Origin of the sequence: Paraburkholderia sp. MPAMCS5, from assembly GCF_036016995.1 — a bacterium.
Lineage (GTDB): Bacteria > Pseudomonadota > Gammaproteobacteria > Burkholderiales > Burkholderiaceae > Paraburkholderia.
This window is the reverse complement of the sequence record NZ_JAYXBK010000005.1, coordinates 370,205-394,088: the sequence shown is the minus strand read 5'-3', so window position 1 is coordinate 394,088 and position 23,884 is coordinate 370,205. Positions and strand designations below refer to the sequence as shown.

The 23,884-nt window shown below is 63.4% G+C and carries 17 protein-coding genes and 2 tRNA genes; 10 read left to right on the top strand and 9 right to left on the bottom strand.

Going from position 1 to position 23,884, the window contains the following annotated elements:
- Positions 1-49 precede the first annotated feature (49 nt).
- The 5 genes from VOM14_RS14640 to VOM14_RS14620 all read left to right on the top strand — a co-directional run bounded on the left by VOM14_RS14640 (position 50) and on the right by VOM14_RS14620 (position 3,977).
- On the top strand, positions 50-1,651 hold the full coding sequence (locus VOM14_RS14640; RefSeq protein ID WP_327629421.1) for a protein adenylyltransferase SelO: 1,602 nt from the start codon (positions 50-52) through the stop codon (positions 1,649-1,651).
- 49 nt (positions 1,652-1,700) lie between these two features.
- Complete coding sequence (msrB, locus tag VOM14_RS14635) at positions 1,701-2,123, top strand: peptide-methionine (R)-S-oxide reductase MsrB (RefSeq protein WP_327629420.1); 423 nt, start codon at positions 1,701-1,703, stop codon at positions 2,121-2,123.
- A 219-nt stretch (positions 2,124-2,342) separates the two neighbouring features.
- Positions 2,343-2,873 (top strand): septation protein A, encoded by a 531-nt coding sequence (locus tag VOM14_RS14630; RefSeq protein WP_327629419.1) that lies wholly within the window; start codon positions 2,343-2,345, stop codon positions 2,871-2,873.
- A 1-nt stretch (position 2,874) separates the two neighbouring features.
- On the top strand, positions 2,875-3,186 hold the full coding sequence (locus tag VOM14_RS14625; protein WP_327629418.1) for a BolA family protein: 312 nt from the start codon (positions 2,875-2,877) through the stop codon (positions 3,184-3,186).
- Between the two features lie 11 nt (positions 3,187-3,197).
- The gene (locus tag VOM14_RS14620; RefSeq protein ID WP_327629417.1) at positions 3,198-3,977 is read left to right on the top strand and encodes a peptidylprolyl isomerase; all 780 of its coding nucleotides are present in this window, start codon (positions 3,198-3,200) and stop codon (positions 3,975-3,977) included.
- A 162-nt stretch (positions 3,978-4,139) separates the two neighbouring features.
- On the opposite strand, the gene purL is transcribed toward VOM14_RS14620, so the two are convergent.
- The gene (purL, locus tag VOM14_RS14615; RefSeq protein WP_327629416.1) at positions 4,140-8,234 is read right to left on the bottom strand and encodes a phosphoribosylformylglycinamidine synthase; all 4,095 of its coding nucleotides are present in this window, start codon (positions 8,232-8,234) and stop codon (positions 4,140-4,142) included.
- 456 nt (positions 8,235-8,690) lie between these two features.
- Here purL and VOM14_RS14610 point away from each other — a divergent pair, with 456 nt between their 5' ends.
- From VOM14_RS14610 to pgi, 3 genes are all read left to right on the top strand, one after another.
- Positions 8,691-9,986, top strand: coding sequence for an FAD-dependent oxidoreductase (locus VOM14_RS14610; protein ID WP_327629415.1), 1,296 nt, complete (start codon positions 8,691-8,693; stop codon positions 9,984-9,986).
- 228 nt (positions 9,987-10,214) lie between these two features.
- Entirely contained in the window at positions 10,215-11,801 is a 1,587-nt protein-coding gene (locus tag VOM14_RS14605) for an NAD(P)H-hydrate dehydratase (protein ID WP_327629414.1), read from the top strand.
- 350 nt (positions 11,802-12,151) lie between these two features.
- A complete protein-coding gene (gene pgi / locus VOM14_RS14600) occupies positions 12,152-13,774 on the top strand; it encodes a glucose-6-phosphate isomerase (protein WP_327629413.1) in 1,623 nt (540 codons plus the stop codon).
- Positions 13,775-13,872: 98 nt separating this feature from the next.
- On the opposite strand, the gene VOM14_RS14595 is transcribed toward pgi, so the two are convergent.
- Positions 13,873-14,559 (bottom strand): ABC transporter ATP-binding protein, encoded by a 687-nt coding sequence (locus tag VOM14_RS14595; protein WP_327629412.1) that lies wholly within the window; start codon positions 14,557-14,559, stop codon positions 13,873-13,875.
- On the opposite strand from VOM14_RS14595, the gene VOM14_RS14590 reads away from it, so the two are divergent.
- Together VOM14_RS14590 and VOM14_RS14585 are read left to right on the top strand one after the other, a co-directional pair.
- On the top strand, positions 14,558-15,313 hold the full coding sequence (locus tag VOM14_RS14590; RefSeq protein ID WP_327629411.1) for an arylesterase: 756 nt from the start codon (positions 14,558-14,560) through the stop codon (positions 15,311-15,313). The two genes, VOM14_RS14595 and VOM14_RS14590, sit on opposite strands and share 2 nt — an antisense overlap.
- 113 nt (positions 15,314-15,426) lie before the next feature.
- A complete protein-coding gene (locus VOM14_RS14585) occupies positions 15,427-15,768 on the top strand; it encodes a hypothetical protein (protein WP_327629410.1) in 342 nt (113 codons plus the stop codon).
- Between the two features lie 111 nt (positions 15,769-15,879).
- Here the strand turns inward: VOM14_RS14585 and VOM14_RS14580 are convergent, their stop codons facing one another.
- The 7 genes from VOM14_RS14580 to clpP all read right to left on the bottom strand — a co-directional run bounded on the left by VOM14_RS14580 (position 15,880) and on the right by clpP (position 23,807).
- Positions 15,880-17,817, bottom strand: a complete 1,938-nt coding sequence (locus tag VOM14_RS14580) for a SurA N-terminal domain-containing protein (RefSeq protein ID WP_327629409.1) — start codon at positions 17,815-17,817, stop codon at positions 15,880-15,882.
- Between the two features lie 83 nt (positions 17,818-17,900).
- Positions 17,901-17,977: transfer RNA gene (locus tag VOM14_RS14575), tRNA-Asp, on the bottom strand.
- Between the two features lie 337 nt (positions 17,978-18,314).
- A tRNA-Val gene (locus VOM14_RS14570) sits at positions 18,315-18,390 on the bottom strand.
- An 88-nt stretch (positions 18,391-18,478) separates the two neighbouring features.
- On the bottom strand, positions 18,479-18,766 hold the full coding sequence (locus tag VOM14_RS14565; protein WP_327629527.1) for an HU family DNA-binding protein: 288 nt from the start codon (positions 18,764-18,766) through the stop codon (positions 18,479-18,481).
- A 312-nt stretch (positions 18,767-19,078) separates the two neighbouring features.
- Positions 19,079-21,502 (bottom strand): endopeptidase La, encoded by a 2,424-nt coding sequence (gene lon, locus VOM14_RS14560; protein WP_327629408.1) that lies wholly within the window; start codon positions 21,500-21,502, stop codon positions 19,079-19,081.
- Between the two features lie 199 nt (positions 21,503-21,701).
- Complete coding sequence (clpX, locus tag VOM14_RS14555) at positions 21,702-22,973, bottom strand: ATP-dependent Clp protease ATP-binding subunit ClpX (RefSeq protein WP_006048928.1); 1,272 nt, start codon at positions 22,971-22,973, stop codon at positions 21,702-21,704.
- Between the two features lie 180 nt (positions 22,974-23,153).
- Complete coding sequence (clpP, locus tag VOM14_RS14550) at positions 23,154-23,807, bottom strand: ATP-dependent Clp endopeptidase proteolytic subunit ClpP (protein ID WP_006048927.1); 654 nt, start codon at positions 23,805-23,807, stop codon at positions 23,154-23,156.
- Positions 23,808-23,884: the final 77 nt, after the last annotated feature.

Here is a 23,884-nt window from a genome sequence, read left to right as displayed (position 1 = left end):
GCGCCGCGGGTGCGGACTTACAATATCGGTTAATAGTGAGGCGCTCAACATGTCGTTTTCCCCAAGCATTGCAGGCCTGTCCGGGCCTTTGGCGGCACTTTCCGAAGCTCTTGTCACCTCCCCCGAAAGCGCGTTCGCGCGGCTCGGCAGCGCGTTTCTCACGCGCCTGCCGGCCACGCCGTTGAGCGCGCCGTACCTCGTCGGCTTCTCCGCCGAGACCGCCGCGCTGCTCGGCCTCTCGCCCGGACTGGAGAAAGAGCCCGCGTTCGCCGAACTGTTTTCGGGCAACGCCACGCGCGCATGGCCGGCAGAGGCGCTGCCCTATGCATCGGTGTATTCCGGACACCAGTTCGGCGTGTGGGCGGGCCAGCTCGGGGACGGCCGCGCGCTCGGGCTCGGCGAAATCGGACACGACGGCGAGTGCTTCGAGCTGCAACTGAAAGGCGCGGGCCGCACGCCCTATTCGCGCATGGGCGACGGCCGCGCGGTGCTGCGCTCGTCGATTCGCGAATTCCTGTGTTCCGAGGCGATGCATCACCTCGGCATTCCGACCACGCGCGCGTTGTGCGTGATCGGCTCCGATCAGCCGGTGCGGCGCGAGGAAATCGAAACCGCGGCCGTGGTCACGCGCGTCGCGCCGAGCTTCGTGCGCTTCGGGCACTTCGAACATTTCTATTCAAACGATCGCGTCGACGCGCTGCGCGCGCTCGCGGACCATGTGATCGAGCGCTTCTATCCGCATTGCCGCGAAGCCGACGATCCCTACCTCGCGCTGCTGAACGAAGCGGTGCTCTCGACGGCCGACCTGATGGTCGAGTGGCAGGCCGTCGGCTTCTGTCATGGCGTGATGAACACCGACAACATGTCGATTCTCGGCCTCACGATCGACTACGGCCCGTTCGGTTTCATGGACGGCTTCGACGCCGGCTACATCTGCAATCACTCCGATTCGCAAGGCCGTTACGCGTACCGGATGCAGCCGCAGATCGCGTACTGGAATCTCTTTTGCCTCGCGCAGGGACTGCTGCCGCTACTTGGCGAACGCTACGAGGAAAGCGCGCGCAACGACAAGTCGATCGAAGACGCGCAGCGCGTGCTCGCCGGCTTCAAGGACCGCTTCGGCCCGGCGCTCGAACGGCGCATGATGGCGAAGCTCGGTCTCGAAGTGGCGCGCGAAGGCGACACATCGGCGGGCGCGACATCGCCGGCCGACGCTTCATCGGGCGACGCCGCGCTCGTCAATCGCCTCTTCGAGGTGATGCATGCGAACCGCGCGGATTTCACGCTGACCTTCCGCAATCTGGCGCGCCTGTCGAAGCACGACGCGAGCGGCGACGCGCCGGTGCGCGATCTGTTTCTCGACCGCGCCGCCTTCGACGCCTGGGCGAACGACTATCGCGCGCGTCTGTCCCATGAAACACGCGACGACGCGGCGCGCGCCATTGCAATGAACCGGGTGAACCCCAAATTCGTTCTTCGCAATCATCTGGCGGAAACGGCGATCCGTCGCGCGAAAGAGAAGGATTTTTCCGAAGTGGAGCGGCTGGCGGCCGTGCTGCGCCGTCCGTTCGACGAACAACCCGAGTACGAAGCGTATGCCGGCTTGCCGCCCGACTGGGCGAGTTCGCTCGAAGTCAGCTGCTCGTCGTGACGCGCGAAATCCGAACCGCTCCCATCACTGCCCGAGACAGGAACCGACCATGAACAATCCCGACGACCTCAAGCACGACGCCCCCGCTGTGCAGAAAGACGACGCCGAGTGGCGCAAGCAGCTTTCCGACGTCGAGTATCAGGTGACGCGCCATGCCGCCACCGAGCGCCCGTTCACCGGCCGCTATCACGATCACTGGGAGCGCGGCATTTATGACTGCGTGTGCTGCGGCACGCCGCTCTTCGAATCGGATACCAAGTTCGACGCCGGCTGCGGCTGGCCGAGCTATTTCCGGCCGATCAACGGCGAGGTGATCGCCGAGAAAACCGACCGCTCGCACGGCATGCTGCGCATCGAGGTGCAATGCAAGAACTGCGGCGCGCATCTGGGTCATGTGTTCGAAGACGGACCGGCGCCGACCGGTCTGCGCTACTGCATCAATTCGGCTGCGTTACAATTCGAGCCCAAGTAACGCAGCGCGGCGGCGGGCGGCGGCGGACACTCAGGCGACTCAGTCGCGGGTTCGCCGCAAAGTGCCAAGTGCATGGACGCTCGCGAGGCAAATCGTCATGTTCGCGGCAAAGCCGCTGCATCGGCGGGCGCGCCGCGCGAGCTTCGCGCGGCGCTTCGCTCAGGCGCGCCGCACCGCGCCACCGATCATCCGACCCACACTCGACTCCCCGTCCAGACAATGAAATTTCTGTTCGATCTGTTCCCGATCATCCTGTTCTTCGTCGCCTTCAAGCTATGGGGCATTTTCACGGCGACGGCAGTGGCGATCGTCGCCACGCTGGTGCAGATCGCGTGGGTGGCTTTCCGCCACCGCAAAGTCGACCCCATGCTGTGGGTGAGTCTCGGCGTCGTCACCGTGTTTGGCGGCGCAACGCTCGTGCTGCACAACGACACCTTCATCAAATGGAAGCCGACCGTGTTGTACTGGGCGTTCTCGGTCGCGCTGATCGTCTCGCAGCTGGCCTTCAACAAGAACCTGATCGAAGCGATGATGGGCAAGCAGATCGCGCTGCCACACACGATCTGGGGCAAGCTGAACGTCATCTGGGCGATCTTTTTCGTCCTGCTCGGGCTGCTCAATCTGTTCGTCGCGTACAACTACACGACCGACCAATGGGTCAATTTCAAGCTGTTCGGCGCGACCGGCTGTCTGGTTGTGTTCATCGTCGGACAGAGTTTGTGGCTGTCGAAGTACATGAAGGAGGAATGACATGAGCGACCTGTTCATGCACGCCACCACCGCCGAGCGCGCCGCGCTGATCGAGGCGCGCCTCGCCGCCGCGCTCGCGCCTGTCGCGTCGATTCGCATCACCGACGACAGCGCGCAGCACGCCGGCCACGCGGGCGCCGCTGCCGGCGGCCATTTCAGTGTCACGATCGTGGCGCTCGCGTTCGCCGGCAAGCCCCGCGTGGCGCGGCATCGCATGGTGTATGATGCGCTGGCCGATGCCATGCAGCGCGGCATTCACGCCCTTGCAATCACGGCGTACACGCCCGAAGAATTCGCTTTGTTGCCCCGCTAGGAAAACTTCCGATGACCTTGAAGAAAACCCGCCTTTGGGTATTGCTGGCTGCGTTCGCGGCCGCACCTGCATTTGCACAGAACATCGCCGTCGTGAACGGCACGCCGATTCCGAAAGCACGCGCCGACGCGCTGATCGACCAACTGGTTCATCAAGGCCAGCAAAACACGCCGCAACTGCAAATGGCGGTGCGTGAAGAACTCGTTAACCGCGAAATTCTGATGCAGGAAGCGCTGCGTCGCGGGCTGCCGACTCATCCGGACATCAAGGCGCAAATCGCCGTCGCGCAACAGACGGTCGTGCTGCGCGCGCTGATCGAAGACTTCGTGAAGAAGAACGCGCCGAGCGACGCCGAAGTCACCGCGCGCTACAACGCGCTGATCAAGGACGCGGGCGGCAAGGAATATCACCTGCATCACATCCTCGTGGACAACGAGCAGCAGGCCAAAGACCTGATCGCGAAGATCAAGGGCGGCGCGAGCTTCGAAGATCTGGCCAAGCAATACTCGAAGGACCCGGGATCGGGCAAGAACGGCGGCGATCTCGACTGGTCGGACCCGAAGGCGTACGTGCCTGAGTTCGCGGACGCGGCCACGCATCTGCAGAAAGGCCAGATGACCGACACGCCGGTGCACACGCAATTCGGCTGGCACGTCATTCGTGTCGACGACGTGCGCGACGTCACGCCGCCGCCGCTCGAACAGGTGCGCCCGCAGATCGTGCAGCAGATCCAGCAGGAAAAGCTGCAAGCGTTCGAAGAAGGTTTGCGCAAGAACGCGAAGATTCAGTAAGCGTCGCTGCTGCGATTTTCAGCTTCATATGACAAAGCCGCCCGAGGGCGGCTTTGTTGTTTCTGCGTCTGGCGCATGCGGCGCATGCGGCGCTTGGTGAGGCCGGCGCTCGCGAAAACCAGGCCACGCGCAGCGGCCTCGTCTCGCGTGTATCGACGCCTATCAGTCCAGCCAGCGACGCGCGTTCTGGAACACCCGCAGCCACGGGCTCGCGTCAGTGCTGCCCTCGCCCCAGCCCGCCGGATGCCAGCTCATCTGCACCGCGCGATGCACGCGCTCGGTGTGCGGCATCAGCACCGTGAAGCGGCCATCCGGCGTGGTGACGGACGTGATGCCGTTCGGCGAACCGTTCGGGTTGAACGGATACTGCTCGGTCGCCTGACCACGGTGATCGACGTAACGCATCGCCACCGCGACCTTCGACGCATCGCCCTGCTGCGAGAAGTCTGCGAAACCCTCGCCGTGCGCGACCGCGACCGGAATGCGCGAGCCTTCCATGCCGGCGAAGAAAATCGACGGCGACGCCTCGACCTGCACCAGCGAGAAGCGCGCTTCGAATTTCTCCGATTTGTTGCGCGTGAACTTCGGCCAGGCCTGCGCGCCGGGAATCATGGACGCGAGGCTGCTCATCATCTGGCAGCCGTTGCAGATGCCGAGCGCGAAGGTATCTTCGCGGCCGAAGAACGCCGCGAACATCTCGGCCAGTTGCGCGTTGAAGCGGATCGCCTTCGCCCAGCCCTCACCGGCGCCAAGCGTGTCGCCATACGAGAACCCGCCGCACGCCACCGCGCCCGCGAAGTCCGCGAGATTGGCGCGGCCCGCGAGCAGGTCGCTCATGTGCACGTCGTGCGCGTCGAAACCGGCGCGGTCGAATGCGTAGGCCGTTTCCAGATGCGAGTTCACGCCCTGCTCGCGCAGGATCGCCACGCGCGGACGCGCGCCCTTGCCCACATACGGCGCGGCGACGTCTTCAGCCGGATCGAAGCTCAGCACCGGCGTGATGCCGGGGTCGGCGGCGTCGAGCAGCGCGTCGTATTCGGCGTCGGCGCAAGCGGGATTGTCGCGCAGGCGCGCAATGCGCCAGCTCACTTCGCTCCATGCACGATGCAGTTCAGTGCGCGGCGCTCCGTACACCTTCTTCGCGTCGCGATAGATTTCGATCGCGTCGCGATCGTTGATCTTGCCGATCACGTGCGAGCAGGCGGACAGACCATGCTCGCGCAACGCAGCGAGCACCGCGTCGCGATCCGCCGCGCGCACCTGCACCACGGCGCCGAGTTCTTCGGTGAAGAGCGCCCGGATCGTGCGGTCTTCGCGACGGCCGCTCGTCTGCTTCGCCCAGTCTTTCGCGTCGCCGTAATCCGACTCATGGTGCGGATCGAGCACCAGCATGTCCACGTTCAGCGATACGCCGACGTGACCCGCGAACGCCATTTCGCACACGGTCGCCCACAGGCCGCCGTCCGAGCGATCGTGGTAAGCGAGCAGCTTGCTGTCGCTGTTCAACGCCTGGATCGCGCTGAAGAAACGCTTGAGGTCTTCCGGATCGTCGATATCGGGCACCGTGTCGCCGATCTGCTGCGTGACCTGCGCGAGCACACTGCCGCCCAGACGATGCTTGCCGCGGCCGAGATCGATCGCGATCAGCACCGATTCGCCCACGCCTTCTTCGCCGCTCGGGCGACGCAGTTGCGGCGTGAGATGACGGCGCACGTCTTCAACGGGCGCGAAGGCCGAGATGATCAGCGAGACCGGCGCGACGACTTCCTTGGCCACGCCGCGCTCTTCCCACTTGGTGCGCATGGACAGCGAATCCTTGCCGACCGGAATGCTGATGCCGAGCGCCGGGCACAGTTCCATGCCGATCGCCTTCACCGTGTCGTAAAGGGCGGCGTCTTCGCCCGGCGCGCCGCACGCGGCCATCCAGTTTGCCGACAGCTTGAGTTTGTCGAGCGACGCGATCGGCGCCGCCGCGATGTTCGTGACCGCCTCGCCAACCGCCATGCGGCCCGACGCCGGTGCATCGATCACGGCGAGCGGCGTGCGCTCGGCCATCGTCATGGCTTCGCCGCGCAAGCCCGCGTAGTCCATGGTCGTAATCGCGACGTCGGCCACCGGCACTTGCCACGGGCCGACCATCTGGTCGCGCGCGGTCGTGCCGCCCACCGAACGGTCGCCGATGGTGATGAGGAACGACTTGCTCGCGACCGTCGGATGACGCAGCACGCTCACCGCGACCTCGGACAGCGCGATGCCGGTCACGTCCACTGGTTCGAGCTTCGTCTCGACGCGCTTCACGTCGCGATGCATGCGCGGCGCCTTGCCGAGCAGCACTTCCATTGGCATGTCGACCGGCTGGTGCGCGTTGTCGCCCTTCACTTCGGGATCGACCAGCTTCAGCTGACGCTCGGCCGTGGCCGTGCCGATCACCGCGAACGGGCAGCGCTCGCGCTCGCACATGGCTTCGAAGGCAGGCAGATCGGCCGGCGCGATGGCGAGCACATAGCGTTCTTGCGCCTCGTTCGACCAGATCTCGCGCGGCGACAGGCCACTTTCTTCGAGCTGGATCTTGCGCAGGTCGAAAAGCGCACCCTTGCCCGCGCCGTCGACCACTTCCGGGAACGCATTCGACAACCCGCCCGCGCCCACGTCGTGAATGCTCAGAATCGGGTTCTTGTCGCCGAGCTGCCAGCACGCGTTGATGACTTCCTGCGCGCGCCGCTCGATTTCCGGGTTGCCGCGCTGCACCGAGTCGAAGTCGAGTTCGGCGGTATTCGTGCCGGTCGCCATGGAGCTCGCCGCGCCGCCACCCATGCCGATGCGCATGCCCGGGCCGCCGATCTGGATCAGGAGCGAGCCTTCCGGCAAGTCGTGCTTGTGCGTGTGCTGATCCGAAATATTGCCGATGCCGCCCGCGATCATGATCGGCTTGTGATACCCGCGCACCACGCCCGCCACGTTCTGCTCGTACGCGCGGAAATAGCCGCCCAGATTCGGCCGGCCGAATTCGTTGTTGAACGCTGCGCCGCCGAGCGGGCCGTCGATCATGATTTGCAGCGGCGAAGCGATCCGGTCGGGACGGCCATATGCTTCGTGCTTCTCGTCCGGATTGCGATGCGCGAGCGGCTGGGCGACGTCGCGTGCGTTTTCCCAGCTTTCGTTGCCGTCCGGCAATTCGAGATTCGACACCGTGAAGCCCGCGAGGCCCGCCTTCGGACGCGCGCCGCGGCCGGTCGCGCCTTCGTCGCGGATCTCGCCGCCCGCGCCGGTCGCGGCGCCGGGGAACGGCGAAATCGCGGTCGGGTGGTTGTGCGTTTCCACCTTCATCAGCGTGTGGGTGAGTTCGACGCTGCGGCGATAGTGCTCCGCCAGCTCGTTGCCGCCGATCTCATCCGCCGTGCGCGGGAACCAGCGCTCGGCCATGCCGCCTGCCATGATCGCCGAGTTGTCCGAATACGCGACGATCGTACCTTGCGGATTCAGCTTTTCGGTGTTGCGGATCATGTTGAAGAGCGAGATGTCCTGCTTCTCGCCGTCGATAGTCCAGTCCGCGTTGAAAATCTTGTGGCGGCAGTGCTCGCTGTTGGCCTGCGCGAACATCATCAGCTCGACGTCGGTCGGATTGCGGCCGAGTTTCGTGAAGGCGTCGACCAGGTAGTCGATTTCGTCGTCGGCGAGCGCGAGGCCCAGTTCCACGTTCGCGGCTTCCAGCGCGCCGCGGCCGTGGCCGAGCACATCGACGGTTTGCAGCGGCTTGGCCGGCAGTTCGTCGAACAGATGCAGCGCATGGTCGCGCGACGGCGCGACGCTTTCCGTCATGCGGTCGTGCAACGCCACGGCGACGGCCTGGCGCGCTTCGTCGGACAGCGCCTTCTTGCCGCCGAGCAGGCCGCTCTTCAACGTGACCGTGTACTCGACGCCGCGCTCGATGCGGCGCACCTGCGTGAGTCCGCACAGATGCGCGATATCCGTTGCCTTGCTGGCCCACGGCGACACTGTGCCGAAGCGCGGCACCACCAGAAACGTTTCGGCCGCGCCGCGCTCTTTGGTGTCTTCGAGCGGGTGGCCGTAGTGCATCAGCGCCTCGATCTTCGCGTTGTCTTCAGCGGAAAGCGGGGTCTGGGCGTTGACGAAGTGCAGATATTGCCCGCGCACGCCCGTGATGTTCGGGTCGATGCGCGTAAGCGTTTCGAGCAGGCGGGTTTGACGGAAATCGGAAAGGGCCGAAGCGCCGGGGAAACACGAGAAGTGGGCCATGGACTTGACGTTGCGTCGCTCAATGATGCCGAAGAGTCGCGCGTGATGGCGACATGAGGCGGAAAGGAAGTCCGGGATTATACCCCGGGAACGCGCTTCCAGCGGGCCTCGCCGTGCGTCCGGCGCGCGTTCGGCGTGGGTTTCGCGCGGGTTCTCCACGGGTGTCGGGCAGGTTCTGGAGCGCTTCGGCGCGGCTTTGGCGCAAACGCCGGGCACGCCGCGAACGGCGCGCATCCACACGCCGCGCGTGACCGCGCGCGGGCTTTGACTGCTATCATTCGGCGTTTCATCAGATCGGCGTGAGCAAGGTTCGAGCCTTGCCGCCGGCGCCATGTCGCAAAGCGTGCGCGGACGAAATCCGGCCATCACGCATGCGCGTCAGGTCCGGCCGCGCCGCATGTCACGCCTCGCGGGGTTCGCCCATTGGCACCCCGCACGGCAAATCGAATCAGAAGAATGGATGTCATCGTCATCGGCGGCGGGATTGCGGGCGTCGCCACCGCTTATCAGCTGCGCGCGGCCGGCCATCGGGTCTGCGTCGTCGAGCGCCACGCCACCGTCGCGCAAGGCGCGACTTATGGGCACGGGGGCACGGTTCTGCCCACGCCGCTCGACGTCTGGTTCGGCCCGACCTTCATGGCGAGCCGCCACAATGCCAGAAACGGCGTGATCAGCAAGCCGGGCTTCAACGGGCCGGCGCGCCAGTTCGTCAAGACGCTCGCGCAATTTCAGCAGCCGGACCAGTTCGAGAGCCAGTACGGTCGGCTGCGTCCGCTCATCGAGTCGTCGCGCGAAACGATGGCGGACATGGAAGCGCGCTTCGGCTTCGAGTTCGAGCAGACGAACGGCGTCCTGTATCTGGTTCGCGCCGCCGAGGAGTGGGAGCAGTTGCAGCCCGCGCTCGGCCTGCTCGCGCGCTATGAGGTGCCGCACCATGTGCTGAGTCCCGCCGAATGCGCAGCCTACGAACATTCGGTACGCACGGAGCCGGAATTCGCGGGCGGCGTGCTGTTCGATCACGAGCGCACCGCCAATTGCCCGCTCTTCTCGAAACTGGTCAAGCAGACGCTCGATAGCCAGGGCGGCGTGCAGTTTCTGGTCGGCTGCGAGGTCTCGTCGATCCGCCTCGACGGCCAGCGCGCCGCGGTGGAACTCGCGACACGGCCGGGCGCGAAGTCCCGTTCGCGCGAAGTCGACGTGATCCAGGCCGACGCGGTCGTGGTCGCCGCCGGTCACGGCAGCCTCGCCCTGCTTGAACGGCTCGGCTTGCGGCTGCCGCTGCATCCGCTGCGCCTGCATACGCTCGTCGCGCCGATCGCGCATGAGGAATGCGCGCCGCACGTGGCGATCGTGGACGCTGTCAAGCGCATCACGATCAGTCGCATGAACCATCGCCTGCGGATTGCGGGCGGCGCCGTTCTGCAGAGCGCCGCTCAGATCGACAAGCCGCTCGGCGAAGCGGTGACCGAGGAAGCCCTCGCGCTGCTCGGCCAGGCGACGCACGACTGGATTCCCGGCGCGGCGCGCATTTCGGCGGCGTTGCCGTGGGAAGGCATCAGGCTGTTATCGCCCGACGGCTTGCCGGTGATCGGCAACGCGCTGCATCCAAGGCTTTTCGTCAATGTGGGACATGGTCCCGCGGGCTGGGGCCTCGCGTGCGGCGCGGGCAGGCTGATTGCCGATCTGGTCGCGGGGAAGGCGCCGGAGTTGCCCGAGGACACGCTCGCCGCGTTGCGGCCGGGGCGGTTCTAGGCGGCGTGCCGCGTGGTGGCGGCCGGGTTCGCGTCGGCGGTTCGGCCGCCCCCCGCCGACGCGCTGTGCCTTTCCGCAGCCCTCTGCGCCCTCTGCGCCCTCTGCGCCGTCTGCGCCCCGCCGTGCAAAATCGCCCTGCATTCAATCGACGCATGACGCGTCCATCGGCACTACCATAGCGATTCCAGAGCTTTCGCACCTCGCACGAGGTGCCCGCCTTGCCTCGCCATGACCGAAGCCGCCCCCACGCCGCCGACACTGCTCCGCCCTGACAGCCGCGCCCTGCCGCTGCTCACGCTGACCGACTTGCGGATCGCCGAATCGCAGTCCGCCGCGGTATTGCCCGCGCACACGCTGATGGGCCGCGCCGGCAAGGCGGCCGCCAGCTTCCTCGTCGAGCGGATCACGCGCGACACGTCGGTTGAAAAGTCGAAACAGCGCGTGTGGCTGATCGCCGGCCCCGGCAACAATGGCGGCGACGCGCTGATTCTCGCCACCGAGCTGCACAAGGCCGGCATCGCCGTGGAACTGTGCATGCCCGTCGACGCGAAACCCGACGACGCCCGCTGGGCGCTCGACGCCGCTCGCGCCGCCGGCGTCGCAATTACGGCGGCGCCGCCCGCTTCGCTCGACGCTTACACGTGGCTCGTCGACGGCATGTTCGGCATCGGCCTCACGCGTTCGCTCGAAGGCGTATTCGCGGCCGCCGCGCGCCTGCTTTCGCAACGAACCCAAGCGCGCCCGCGCACCGGCGGCGTGCTCGCGCTCGACGTGCCAAGCGGGCTCGACAGCGACACGGGCACGATCGTCGGCGATGGCGGCAGCGCCGTGCGCGCCACGCACACGATTACCTTTATCGCCGCCAAACCCGGCCTGTTCACGGCGCAGGGGCGCGACCTCGCCGGCGCGGTGACGGTCGCGCCGATCGGCGTCGAGTACAAAGCGCGCGGCGCCGTGCAACTGAACGCGCCCGAACTGTTCGCCGGCTTCCTGCCGCCGCGCGATTTCGCGACCAACAAGGGCACGTTCGGCAGTCTCGCGGTGGTCGGCGGCGATACCGGCATGTGCGGCGCGCCGATTCTCGCGGCGCGCGCGGCGCTCTACACGGGCGCCGGAAAAGTGCACGTCGCGCTGCTGGGCGCGGGCGCGCCGCCCTACGATCCGCCGCATCCCGAACTGATGATGCATGCCGTCGACGATTTGCCGCTCGACAAGATGGATGCGCTCGCGCTCGGCTGCGGCATGGGTCATGGCGAGCGCGCCACGCGCGTAATGCACGACGTGCTCCGGCTCGATGTGCCAAAACTCTTCGATGCCGACGCGCTCAATCTGATCTCGAAAGATGCGGCGCTCGCCGCCGAAGTGACCGCACGCGGCGCGCAAGGCGATCCGTGTCTGCTGACGCCGCATCCGCTCGAAGCCGCGCGCCTTCTCGGCACCGATGCCGCCGGTGTGCAGCGCGACCGCCTCGGCGCGGCGCGCGCGCTCGCCGCACGCTTTGCCGGCGTGGTCGTGCTGAAAGGGACCGGCACGATCATCGCCGCTCCCGACGGCCGTCTCACGATCAATCCGACCGGCAATGCCGCGCTCGCCACGGGCGGCACCGGCGACGTGCTCGGCGGGATCATCGGCGCCCTGCTCGCGCAACACCTGCCCGGCTATGAAGCGGCGCTGGCGGGTGTCTACCTGCACGGACTCGCCGCCGACACGCTCAGCGCAGAAGGCCACGGCCCGGCCGGGTTGACGGCCGGCGAACTCGCGCCGATGGTGCGGAGCTTGCTGAACCGGCTGTTCTATCCGCCGACGCAGCCGTGAGGCGACACTGAGCGGTCCGTGAAAGCCATGCGGCATGTGCCCACGTCAAAGCGCTGCCGCCCGTCACACAACGCCGTTATACTGGAGAACTGCGTGGCAACGACGTAGCGAGTACGTGCCGGCCGCGCCGCGGCAGCGCGGACGAACCGTTGAATTCACCGCGCAATTGCGCCGCGCGCGGCATCGAGTCCTCGCGAATTGCGACGAAACTGACAAGCGCTCACCACAGCCAGCTTCGGAAATTTCAGCGCGAACCGGGCCCGCGCGGCCTCGCTCTAACAGCATCGTTGCATCATCCTCGGCGGCGCTTCGCGCGCGCCTTTCTTCGTGCCCTTGGTTAGACGGACGCTATGACCCAGAACTCGCCCCCCTCCTGGTCCTCGCTGCAAACGCATTACGAGCAGATTCGCCATGCGCACCTGCGCGACTGGTTCGCCCCCGAGAACGATCCCGCCCCGACCCGCGCCGAGCGCTTTGCGTTCGCGGGCGGCGGTCTCGCGGCCGATTTCTCGAAGAACCGCATCACCGACGAAACCCTGAAACTGCTCGTGCAACTTGCCCGCGAAGCCGGTGTCGAGAAGCGTCGCGACGCGATGTTCGCGGGCGAAGTCGTCAATCCCACCGAAGGCCGCGCCGCGCTGCACACTGCGTTGCGCGCGAGCAGTCCGAACGCGCCGTTCCATGCCGAAGTGCAGGCCGAGCGCGCGAAAATGGCCGCGTTCGCCGAGCAGGTGCGCGGCGGCGCATGGACCGGCTATACGGGCAAGCGCATCCGTCATGTGGTGAACATCGGCATCGGCGGCTCGGATCTGGGGCCGAAAATGGTCGTGCATGCGCTGCATCACCTGGCCACGCCGGAGATCGCCACGCACTTCGTGTCGAACGTCGACGGCGCGGATCTCTACAACGTGATGCAGCAGATCGATCCCGAAGAAACGCTCGCCATCATCGTTTCGAAAACCTTCACCACGCTCGAAACCATGACCAACGCGCGCTCGCTGCGCGACTGGTTCATCGAAAAGGGCTGTCCGGAAAACGCGCTCGCCAGGCACTTCGTCGGCGTGTCGGCGAATCCTGCCGAGGTCGTCAAGTTCGGCATTGCGAAAGAAAATGTCTTCGAGATGTGGGACTGGGTCGGCGGCCGCTATTCGCTGTGGTCCGCCGTCGGTCTGTCGATCATGATCGCGGTCGGTCCGCAGCAGTTCGGCGAATTGCTCGCCGGCGCGAACGACATGGACGAGCATTTCCGCACCGCGCCGCTCGAAAAGAATCTGCCTGTGCTCTTCGGCATGATCGGCATCTGGTATCGCAACTTCTTCGGCTCGCAAAGCTATCTCGTCGCGCCGTATTCGGAAGCGCTGCATTTCCTGCCGTCGTATCTGCAACAACTGGAAATGGAAAGCAACGGCAAATCGGCGCGACTGGACGGCGCGATGGTCGACTATCCGACCTCCGCGGTGACGTGGGGCGAACCGGGCACGAACGGTCAGCATGCGTTCTTCCAGATGCTGCATCAAGGCCCGACCATCGTGCCGATCGACTTTATCGCCGTGTTGACGCCCGAGCACCCGCTCGTCAGCCATCACCCGAAACTGCTCGCCAACTGCTTCGCGCAGAGCGAAGCGCTGATGCTCGGCCGCACGCTCGAAGAAGCGAAAAAGGTGGCCGGTCCGGACAAGCCGGAACTCGCGCCGCACCTCGTTTTCCCGGGCAACCGTCCCACCACCACCCTGCTGGTCGACGCGCTCACCGCGCGTTCCCTCGGCGCATTGATCGCGCTGTACGAGCACAAGGTGTTGGTGCAGGCGTCGGTGTGGAACATCAACCCTTTCGATCAATGGGGCGTCGAGTTGGGCAAGATTCTCGGCAAGGTAGTCGAGGCCGATCTGACGGCGGCCAACGTAGACGAGAAGAAGCACGACTCGTCTACGTCGGCATTGATCGCGCGGGCGCGCGCGGCTTTGAAGCGTTGAGTTGCCTTGATCTGCGTGGTGTAGCGTGAAATGAAAAAGCGGGCCCTTCGGGGCCCGCTTTGCATTTGTTGGCGTCGCGCTTAAACGCTACGCGATGTTCACGCGAGACGCCCCGCCTCGATCGTCACCGTGGTATCGCAGCGGCGCGCCAACTCGACGTCGTGCGTGACGAGAATCAGCGTCGCGCCGTTCGCGCGGTTCATCTCGAACATCAGGTCGATCACTGCGTGGCCGGTGGCTGCATCGAGACTGCCGGTCGGTTCGTCCGCGAAAAGAATGGCTGGATGCGTGACGAACGCGCGCGCCAACGCAACGCGTTGCTGCTCGCCGCCCGACAACAGCTTCGGATAATGGGCAGTGCGCTGCCCCAGGCCGACCTGGTCGAGCAAGCCGCGCGCGCGCAATCCCGCCTCGCGTGTGCCGATGCCGCCTTGCAGTTCGAGCGGCAACGTAACGTTTTCGAGCGCCGTCAAATGCGGCATCAACTGGAACGACTGGAACACGAAACCGACCGAGCCGCTGCGCAGCGCGGCGCGCTCGTCTTCGTTCAACGTGGTGAGTTCGCGGCCGAGCAGCCGAACCGAGCCGGAACTCGCGCTGTCCAATCCTGCGAGCAGGCCGAGCAGCGTAGACTTGCCCGACCCGGATGCGCCGACTATCGCCACGCTGCTGCCGGCTTCGATAGCCAGGTCGATGTTGTCGAGAATCGTGAGTTCGCCAGTCGCATCCTTAACCTTCTTGCACAAACCCCGCACTTCAATGACTGGATCAGTTTTGTTTAGCATGGTGAAGCGTAGGTTGAAATTGCGCGCCATCAAGTTGCGCGCGAATGCGCTGACGAATGCGCACGCCAGCGTGCACCTCAGTGTGCACACCAAGGCAACGCGCCGAGCCGCAATCGGCTCAACCGTCGTGGCCGCCGCCTTCTTTTCAGCGACGTTCGCGGCGAAGGCCGCCACTGCGCCGGAGCCGGCCAAGCCGGTGATCGTGGTGCTCGGCGACAGCGTCTCCGCCGAATACGGCTTGCCCCGCGACACGGGCTGGGTTGCCTTGATGCGCCAGCGTCTCACTGAAGAGCGAATTGATTATAGCGTCGCCAATGCCAGCATCAGCGGCGACACGACGAGCGGCGGACGGGCCCGCTTGCCCGCGCTCATGCAACGTTTGAAGCCGAGCATTGTGATTGTCGAACTGGGCGCCAACGATGCCTTGCGCGGCGTGCCGCTTTCCACGACAGAAGACAACTTGCGCACGATCGTCGAAGAGGCTCAGCAAGGTCATGCGAAGGTCGTGCTGGTCGGCATGTACGTGCCGCCTAACTACGGCCCGGACTACACACAAAAGTTCCACGGCCTCTACGGGCAGCTCGCGAAGCAATTTCGCGTGCCGCTCGTGCCCTTCCTGCTCGCGGGTATTGCCGACAAGCCCGACATGTTCCAGGCCGATCAGATTCATCCGACACAACAGGCACAGCCGGTGCTGCTCGAAAACGTGTGGCCCTTCGTCAAGCCACTCCTTCGTACAAGTGCGCAGCGCTGACAGGCTGCGAGTCACTTGTTTCCGTAAATAGCGGGAACACGAGCCGGCGAGGTCGATCTGACGCTTTCGCCATCCCGTGTAACCGGCTCGATTTCGACCTATCAGGAGATAACGTGAAATACCTACCGTTAATCGCTTTGAGCGTGGCAATTTCTGCCGGCGCCGCTCAACCGCCCGCGGGCGTCCAGTCCGTCGGCCAAAGTCAGCACCCGCCGAAGGCTGTTGCCACCTGCATCGCGCACAAGTGGGCGGACGGCATGCAGCAGCAAGTCGTGTCGCAAGACACGATGGCCAACGATCAAGCTGTCGATGTGTACGTGCCCGGCCAGCAGCCGCCTAACGGCGCCGCCGCCGTGGTGCGTCCTGCACCCTCCGGAAAGGGCTCGTGGGTCGGCTTCCGCGCGAACGGCGCGGCCGGCAGCGACGCCACCAGCGCAATCAGTTCGTGCCTGTGATCGCGAGGCCGTGAGGCGCCAGTCTGAACGAGTATCCCGAAATGAAAAAGCCCCGCATTGGCGGGGCTTTTTTTGTGTTTGCGACGTTGCGCGAGTGTGTTGCGCCTGTTCTTACTCGTCGCCTGCCTGCGCGTTGCTGCTGCTGAGCGAGCCGTAGAACTTCACCTTGGAACGCTGGCGCAGCGCCTGAACGTAGGCCTCGGCTTCCGACTGCGATTCCACCTGCGCGATCTGCTGCTGCGCCGCGGCGAGACGCTGCGGCTCGACGGCACCGCCGGCCACAACTGAATTCACGCGATAGATCGCATAGCCATCGACGCCGAGATCCACGCCGACATAAGCAGGCAGCTTTTGCGCATCGGCCTTGTAGATCGCGCTCAATGCGGCGGGAGGCACGCCTTGCGCGTCATTGCGCGAGACTTTCAAGGGTGACGAGAAACCCGTGGTGGCCTTCGACTTTTCAAAGTCGGCGAGCTTTGCGATGCCGTCCTTATGCGCCGCATCGTCCGACTGAACCGCGATCACTTTTTGACGCACGGCGTCCTTGATCGTGTCGAGCGCCGGCACAGCCGCAGCCTTGTAGTCGGTGACGTGCGCCGCGATCAGCGTGTTGCTGCCGACGTCGATAGCCTGCGTGTTGTTGCGCGCCGTAGTCGAGTCGTTTGCAAACACCGCGGCGAGGAACTTCGCATTGTTCAGCGGGCTGTCGGGCGGCAGCTTCGGATCGGGCTGCGGCGTGATCGTGGCCGTCTGCACTTGCAGCTTGTACTTGTCGGCGGCGGGTTGCAGACTCTTCGCCTTTTCATACACGATCGACGTGAAGCCTTCCGAGTCGTCGTTGAACGCCTTGCTCGCGAGCTGCGTCTTGAGGTCTCGTGCGATCTGATCCTTCACTTCGTCGAAAGGCTTGGTCACCGCCGGCTTCAGGTCGGTCACCTTGACGATGTGATAACCGAAGTCGGTCTGCACGATGCCGCTGACTTCGTCCTTCTTGAGCGCGAACACCGCGTCGTCGAACGCCTTGCCGCCTGCGATCATGCCGGGGCCGAAGTAGCCAAGATCGCCACCCTTTGCCGCCGAGCCGGGATCCTGCGAGTTCTGCTGCGCGATCTGCGCGAATTGATCGGGATGCGCCTTGATCTGGGCGAGCAACTCTTCAGCCTTCTGCTTTGCCTTCGCCTTGTCGGCCGCGCTCGCGTCTTTCGGCGCGGAGATCAGGATGTGGCTCGCCCGCACCTGTTCCTCTGTGCGGAAATGGGCGATGTTCTCGTCGTAGTACTTTTTCAGATCCGCGTCGCCAGGCTGCGCGGCCACCGCGAGCGTGGCCGGCGACATCACGAGGTATTGGATTGTGGCCGTGGCCGGGGTGGCGAAGTCGTTGCGATGCGCGTCGTAATACGCTTGCACCTGCGCGTCGGTCGGCTGGACCTTCGCTGCATAGTCACGCGGATGGAACGCGATGCCCTGCACTTCGCGCTGCTGCTCGGCAAGCTCGGTCAGATGCTGCGCGAGTGTTTTCGATGTGAAGGCGCTGCCTTGAATGCTGGCGGGCAACTGCTGGGTCGCGATGCTGTAGCGCACGCGCTCGTCGTACTGATCCGGCGTCATGCCCTGCATGGCAAGCAGTTGCTTGTAACGGTCGACGTCGATCGAGCCGTCGGGATTCTTCAGCGACGAGATCACCGGATCGTTCAACAGCGTCCGGCGCACGGCGTCGTCCGACGCGGTGAGGTGCAGGCGTTGCGTTTCATCGGCCAGCACGCGCTGCTCGATCAGGCCATCCAGCATTTCGCTGCGGCGCTCAGGCGTGTCGAACGCCTTGATGTCGAACTGCGCGCCGAGCATCTGACGGGCGCGGTCGAGTTGCTGACGCATCGCGTTGTCGTACTCCGCCCGCGTGATCTTGTGACCGTTGACGCTCGCGACGTTTGCGCTTTCGTCAAAGAAGCCGCGAAAGCCCTGAATACCCACAAAACCCAGCCCCGGCACAATGACGAGGATGAGCATGACCATCATCAGGCGTTTGTGATTGCGGAAAAAATCGAGCATGCGTGAGTGCCAAAAACAGAACGCCCGATCTTACAACAGCGGGCAATAAAAAAGGCGAACCGGAGTTCGCCTTTCGAGGATATTGGCGGAGTGGACGGGACTCGAACCCGCGACCCCCGGCGTGACAGGCCGGTATTCTAACCGACTGAACTACCACTCCTTGTACTGCGCTTGTTACTGCGCTTGTTACTGCGCTTGTTACTGCGCTTGTTACTGCGCTTGTTACTGCGCTTATCACACAGTGACTGTGCACCGTGACAGCTACAAAACACACGGCGAAAGAAGATTGTAGCTGAAACAGCAATGTGTTCGCAACTTTTGCCGCTTTAGTTTGGCCACGAATAACGCGTGAAATGGCGACAGGGGAAACATCGTCACGCTGCACTACGCGCCGTTTTTTAACGCTTGAGCGCGGCCAATAAAAAACCCGCATAGCCAATAGCCGTGCGGGTTTTCAGATACTTCACATGCTCCCGAAGCAACGATCGCGAAACGAATGGTGGGTGCTGAGAGGCTCGAACTCCCGACCTACGCCTTGTAAGGGCGCCGCTCTACCAACTGAGCTAAGCACCCGTTTCGCAAATCTCCGCAAATGCTGCGGGCTTCTGCTTTGCTGCTTGTCGAGCCAGTGAAACCGGCGCTTCATCAAGCAGCAAGCCCGTTAGTTTAGCGCATCCTTCAGAGCTTTGCCAGGCCTAAATTTGGGAACCTTGGCCGCCTTGATTTTGATCGCGTCGCCGGTGCGCGGATTGCGACCCGTGCGAGCCGTGCGCTTGCCGACAGCAAATGTACCGAAACCGACCAAGGTCACCGAACCGCCCTTCTTCAACGTGCCTTTCACACCGCCGATCACAGCGTCGAGCGCGCGGCCGGCCGCCGCCTTGGAAATATCCGCTTGCTGCGCGATGTGGTCGATCAATTCCGTCTTGTTCATCCTACCCCCGAGAATGTTTTGGCAACCGATGCGGCGCTCTGTAGCGCCTGCAATCGTCTGGCCGGCGGGCAACGCCGGGCCGAGTCATTAGAAAGGGCCGAAACTGGCGTGTCAACCGGGATTGAGCCTGATTCTAAAGCCGATATTGATCAACCCACGTTGCTTCATTCGATGCGCGCACAACCAAATGCGCCCCTCATCGCGCCCCTCCTCAAATGATGGGAAAACGCGTGAACAAACGCGTCTTCTCGATTTACCCGGCGCATAAAAAAACCCGCGGTCGTTCAGACCGCGGGTTCTTGTCAGCGAAGCGTCTCGCTTAAAAGCTTAATGCTTCACAACGTCCGTCGCTCCCGATTCCTTGCCCGGCTCGGCCGCGACCGGCGACGCCGGCTTCGGCTCTTCTTCCGGCAACGGCGCCGGTACGCGCTCGAGGGCCAGTTCGAGTACCTTGTCGATCCAGCGGACCGGCACGATCTCGATCGAGTTCTTCACGTTGTCCGGAATCTCCGTCAGGTCCTTGACGTTTTCTTCCGGGATCAGCACGAGTTTGATACCGCCGCGATGTGCCGCGAGCAGCTTCTCCTTCAGACCGCCGATCGGCAACACTTCGCCACGCAACGTGATTTCACCCGTCATCGCGACGTCGGCGCGCACCGGAATACCGGTCAACACCGACACCAGCGCGGTCGTCATCGCGATGCCGGCCGAAGGACCGTCTTTCGGGGTTGCGCCTTCCGGCACGTGGATGTGAATGTCCTGTTTCTCGAACGCTTCGTCCTTGACACCCAGACGACGCGAGCGCGAACGCACGACGGAACGCGCCGCTTCGACGGATTCCTTCATCACGTCGCCGAGCGAACCCGTACGGATCACATTGCCCTTGCCCGGCATCACCGCGGCTTCGATGGTCAGCAGATCGCCCCCCACTTCCGTCCACGCGAGACCCGTGACCTGACCAACCTGATTTTCCTTCGCAGCCAGACCGAAGTCGTACTTGCGCACGCCGAGGAACGTGTCGAGATTGCTGCCGTCGACCTTCACCGCGCCCTCCGCCTTTTTCAGCAGAAGCATCTTCACGACCTTGCGGCAGATCTTCGACACTTCACGCTCGAGCGAACGCACGCCCGCTTCACGCGTGTAGTAGCGAATGATGTCGCGGATCGCCGTTTCGGTCACATCGACCTCGCCATCCTTGAGGCCGTTGTTCTTCTTCTGCTTCGGCAACAGATAACGCTGCGCGATGCTGACCTTCTCGTCTTCCGTGTACCCCGACAGACGGATCACTTCCATCCGGTCGAGCAGCGGCGGCGGAATATTCAGCGAGTTCGAAGTCGCGACGAACATCACGTCCGACAGATCGAAGTCGACTTCGACGTAGTGATCGGCGAACGTGTGGTTCTGTTCCGGATCGAGCACTTCCAGCAATGCCGACGACGGATCGCCGCGGAAATCCTGTCCCATCTTGTCGACTTCGTCGAGCAGGAAGAGCGGATTGCGCACGCCGACCTTGGTCAGGCTTTGCAGAATCTTGCCCGGCATCGAACCGATATACGTACGACGGTGGCCGCGAATCTCGGCTTCGTCACGCACGCCGCCCAACGCCATACGCACGAATTTGCGGTTGGTTGCGCGAGCGATCGACTGACCCAGCGACGTCTTACCGACACCCGGAGGCCCAACGAGGCACAGGATCGGCGCCTTGACCTTGTCGACGCGTTGCTGGACCGCGAGATACTCGAGAATGCGTTCCTTCACCTTCTCGAGACCGAAGTGATCTTCGTCGAGCACGCGTTCCGCATTCGAGAGGTCGTTGTTGACCTTGCTCTTCTTGCGCCACGGCAAGCCGATCAGCGTGTCGATATAGTTGCGCACGACCGTGGCTTCCGCCGACATTGGCGACATCAGCTTGAGCTTCTTCAGCTCGGCGTCGGCCTTCTTCTTGGCTTCCTTCGGCATGCGGGCAGCCGTGATGCGCTTCTCGAGTTCTTCGAGGTCCGCACCTTCTTCGCCTTCGCCGAGTTCCTTCTGGATCGCCTTGACCTGTTCGTTCAGGTAGTACTCGCGCTGGCTCTTCTCCATTTGACGCTTGACGCGCCCACGGATGCGCTTTTCGACCTGCAGGATGTCGATTTCGGCTTCGAGTTGCGCGAGCAGATGCTCGAGTCGCTCGATCACCGGGAACATCTCGAGGATGTGCTGCTTCTGGTCGAGCTTGAGCGGCAGATGCGCCGCGATGGTGTCGGCCAGACGCCCGGCTTCGTCGATACCCGACAGCGACGTCAGAATCTCCGGCGGAATCTTCTTGTTCAGCTTCACATACTGGTCGAACTGCGACACGATCGCGCGACGCAGCGCCTCGGTTTCAGCGCTGTCGGCGTGGTCGGGTTCGAGCGGCATGACTTCGCACGAGAACTGCGTTTCCTGTTCTTCGATGGAAAGTGTCTTCGCGCGCTGCAAACCTTCGACGAGCACTTTCACAGTGCCATCGGGCAGCTTCAGCATTTGCAGGATGTTGGCGATGCACCCTACTTCGTACATGTCCTTTTCGGTCGGCTCATCTTTCGCAGCCGTTTTCTGGGCGACGAGCATGATGTGCTTGCCGCCTTCCATTGCTGCTTCGAGAGCCTTGATCGACTTCGGGCGGCCTACGAAGAGCGGAATCACCATGTGCGGGAAGACGACTACGTCACGCAGCGGGAGCAGCGGGAGCGTAATGCGTTCCGGCGGGAGGAGTTGGGTTCCTGACATTTCATTTCCCCATGAGTGGAATCAGTTCGTTCGATAGGTGAGGCCGGCAGAAAATATTGCAAGCCTCCGCGTGTGGGAAAAGTTCAGTGACTCCGAAGTTTCAGTGACTCCATAGTGAAAACAACCATTCTGACCACACGATAAACGAAAAAGCCGTTCACGTCGCCATGAACGGCTTTTTGCAGTACCCGAAAGCCGATCAGTTCGAACCCGCGACTTTGGGCGCGTCTTCGTAGATCAATAAGGGTTTGCCGTCGCCGTCAATCACGTTGTCGTCGATAATGACCTTGCTGACGCCTTTCATTTGCGGCAGGTCGTACATTACGTCAAGCAACGCCTGTTCCAGGATGGAACGCAGCCCGCGCGCGCCCGTCTTGCGACGAATCGCCTTGCGCGCCACGGCTTGCAACGCGGCCGGGCGAATTTCAAGCTCGACACGTTCCATGTTGAACAGCTTGTGGTACTGCTTCACCAGTGCATTCTTCGGTTCGACGAGGATTTTCATCAACGCTGCTTCGTCGAGCTTCCCGAGCGTGGCAACCACCGGCAGACGGCCGATCAGTTCGGGAATCAAGCCGAACTTGATCAGATCTTCCGGTTCCACTTCGCGCAGCACTTCGCCGGCGTCGCGGTCCTGCTTGCTTTTCACGCTTGCGCCAAAGCCGATGCCGGTCTTTTCAGTACGATCGACGATGACCTTTTCGAGGCCGTCGAACGCGCCACCGCAAATGAACAGAATGTTGGTGGTGTCGACCTGAATGAAATCCTGATTCGGATGCTTGCGGCCGCCCTGGGGCGGCACCGACGCCATCGTGCCTTCGACCAGCTTCAGCAGCGCCTGCTGCACACCTTCGCCGGACACGTCGCGGGTAATGGACGGGTTGTCGGACTTGCGGCTGATCTTGTCGATTTCGTCGATATAAACAATGCCGCGCTGGGCCTTGTCCACTTCGTAATTGCAGTTCTGCAGCAGCTTCTGGATGATGTTCTCGACGTCCTCACCCACATAACCGGCTTCGGTCAACGTGGTTGCGTCCGCAATGACAAAGGGAACATTCAGAAGCCGTGCGAGCGTTTGTGCGAGCAAGGTCTTGCCCGAACCGGTTGGGCCGATCAGCAGGATGTTGCTCTTGGAAAGCTCGATCTCGTCTTTCTTGTCGAGATGCTTCAGGCGCTTGTAGTGGTTGTACACCGCGACCGCGAGAATTTTCTTCGCGCGTTCCTGACCAATCACATACTGGTCGAGGATTTCACGGATTTCCTGCGGACTCGGCAGATCGGACTTGGACAAGCCCGCTTCGATGCCCGCGCCCGCTGCTTCATCGCGAATGATTTCGTTGCACAGGTCGATACATTCATCACAGATGAACACCGACGGGCCGGCAATCAGTTTCTTGACTTCATGCTGGCTCTTGCCGCAAAACGAGCAATACAACAGCTTCTCGCTGTTAGAACCTTTTTTGTCCGCCATAGATGTGTGAGCCTCCGGACACTCGATTACATGATACGCCGTTTGCCCCAGCCACGCTGTTGGGCGCGGCCGGGCTGAGCAAGGTGACGGCGTTTGCCGCAGGCGCTCGGACGAGACTTGATTATTTCACAACAGATCAGATGCCGGATTTGCCCCGATTTAGCGCAAACCCGTACCCGATCAAGGACGCTTGTGGGCGACCTGGTCGACCAGACCGTAGGCTTGCGCGTCGTCGCCGGACATGAAGTTGTCGCGGTCGGTGTCGCGCGCAATACGCTCAACGGGTTGGCCAGTGTGGTGCGCCAGCAGGTGATTCAGCCGTTCCTTCAAATACAGGATTTCGCGCGCCTGAATTTCGATGTCGGACGCCTGACCGCGTGCACCGCCGAGCGGTTGGTGGATCATTACACGCGAGTTCGGCAGCGCGAAACGCTTGCCCTTCGCGCCTGCCGCCAGCAGGAAAGCGCCCATGCTCGCAGCAAGTCCCATGCACAGCGTGGACACGTCCGGCTTGATGAACTGCATCGTGTCGTAGATCGCCATACCAGCCGACACTGATCCGCCCGGGCTGTTGATGTAGAAGTAGATGTCCTTGTCCGGGTTCTCGCTCTCGAGAAACAGCATTTGCGCGACGACCAGATTGGCAGTCTGATCGTTGACCTCGCCGACCAGGAACACAATGCGCTCCTTGAGCAGACGCGAGTAGATGTCATACGAGCGCTCGCCCCGGCCGCTCGTTTCCACGACGATCGGCACCAGTCCGAGCGCCTGCGCTTCGAGATCCCGGGACGACTGGGAGGTCAACGTGTCCAGCATTTGGGCGCGAAAGGTCATGCAATGGGTCCTTGTCTGGAAATATTCTAAATATTAGATGCTAGACAGGTGTGGTCGACCGCCCCGTATTCAAGTGC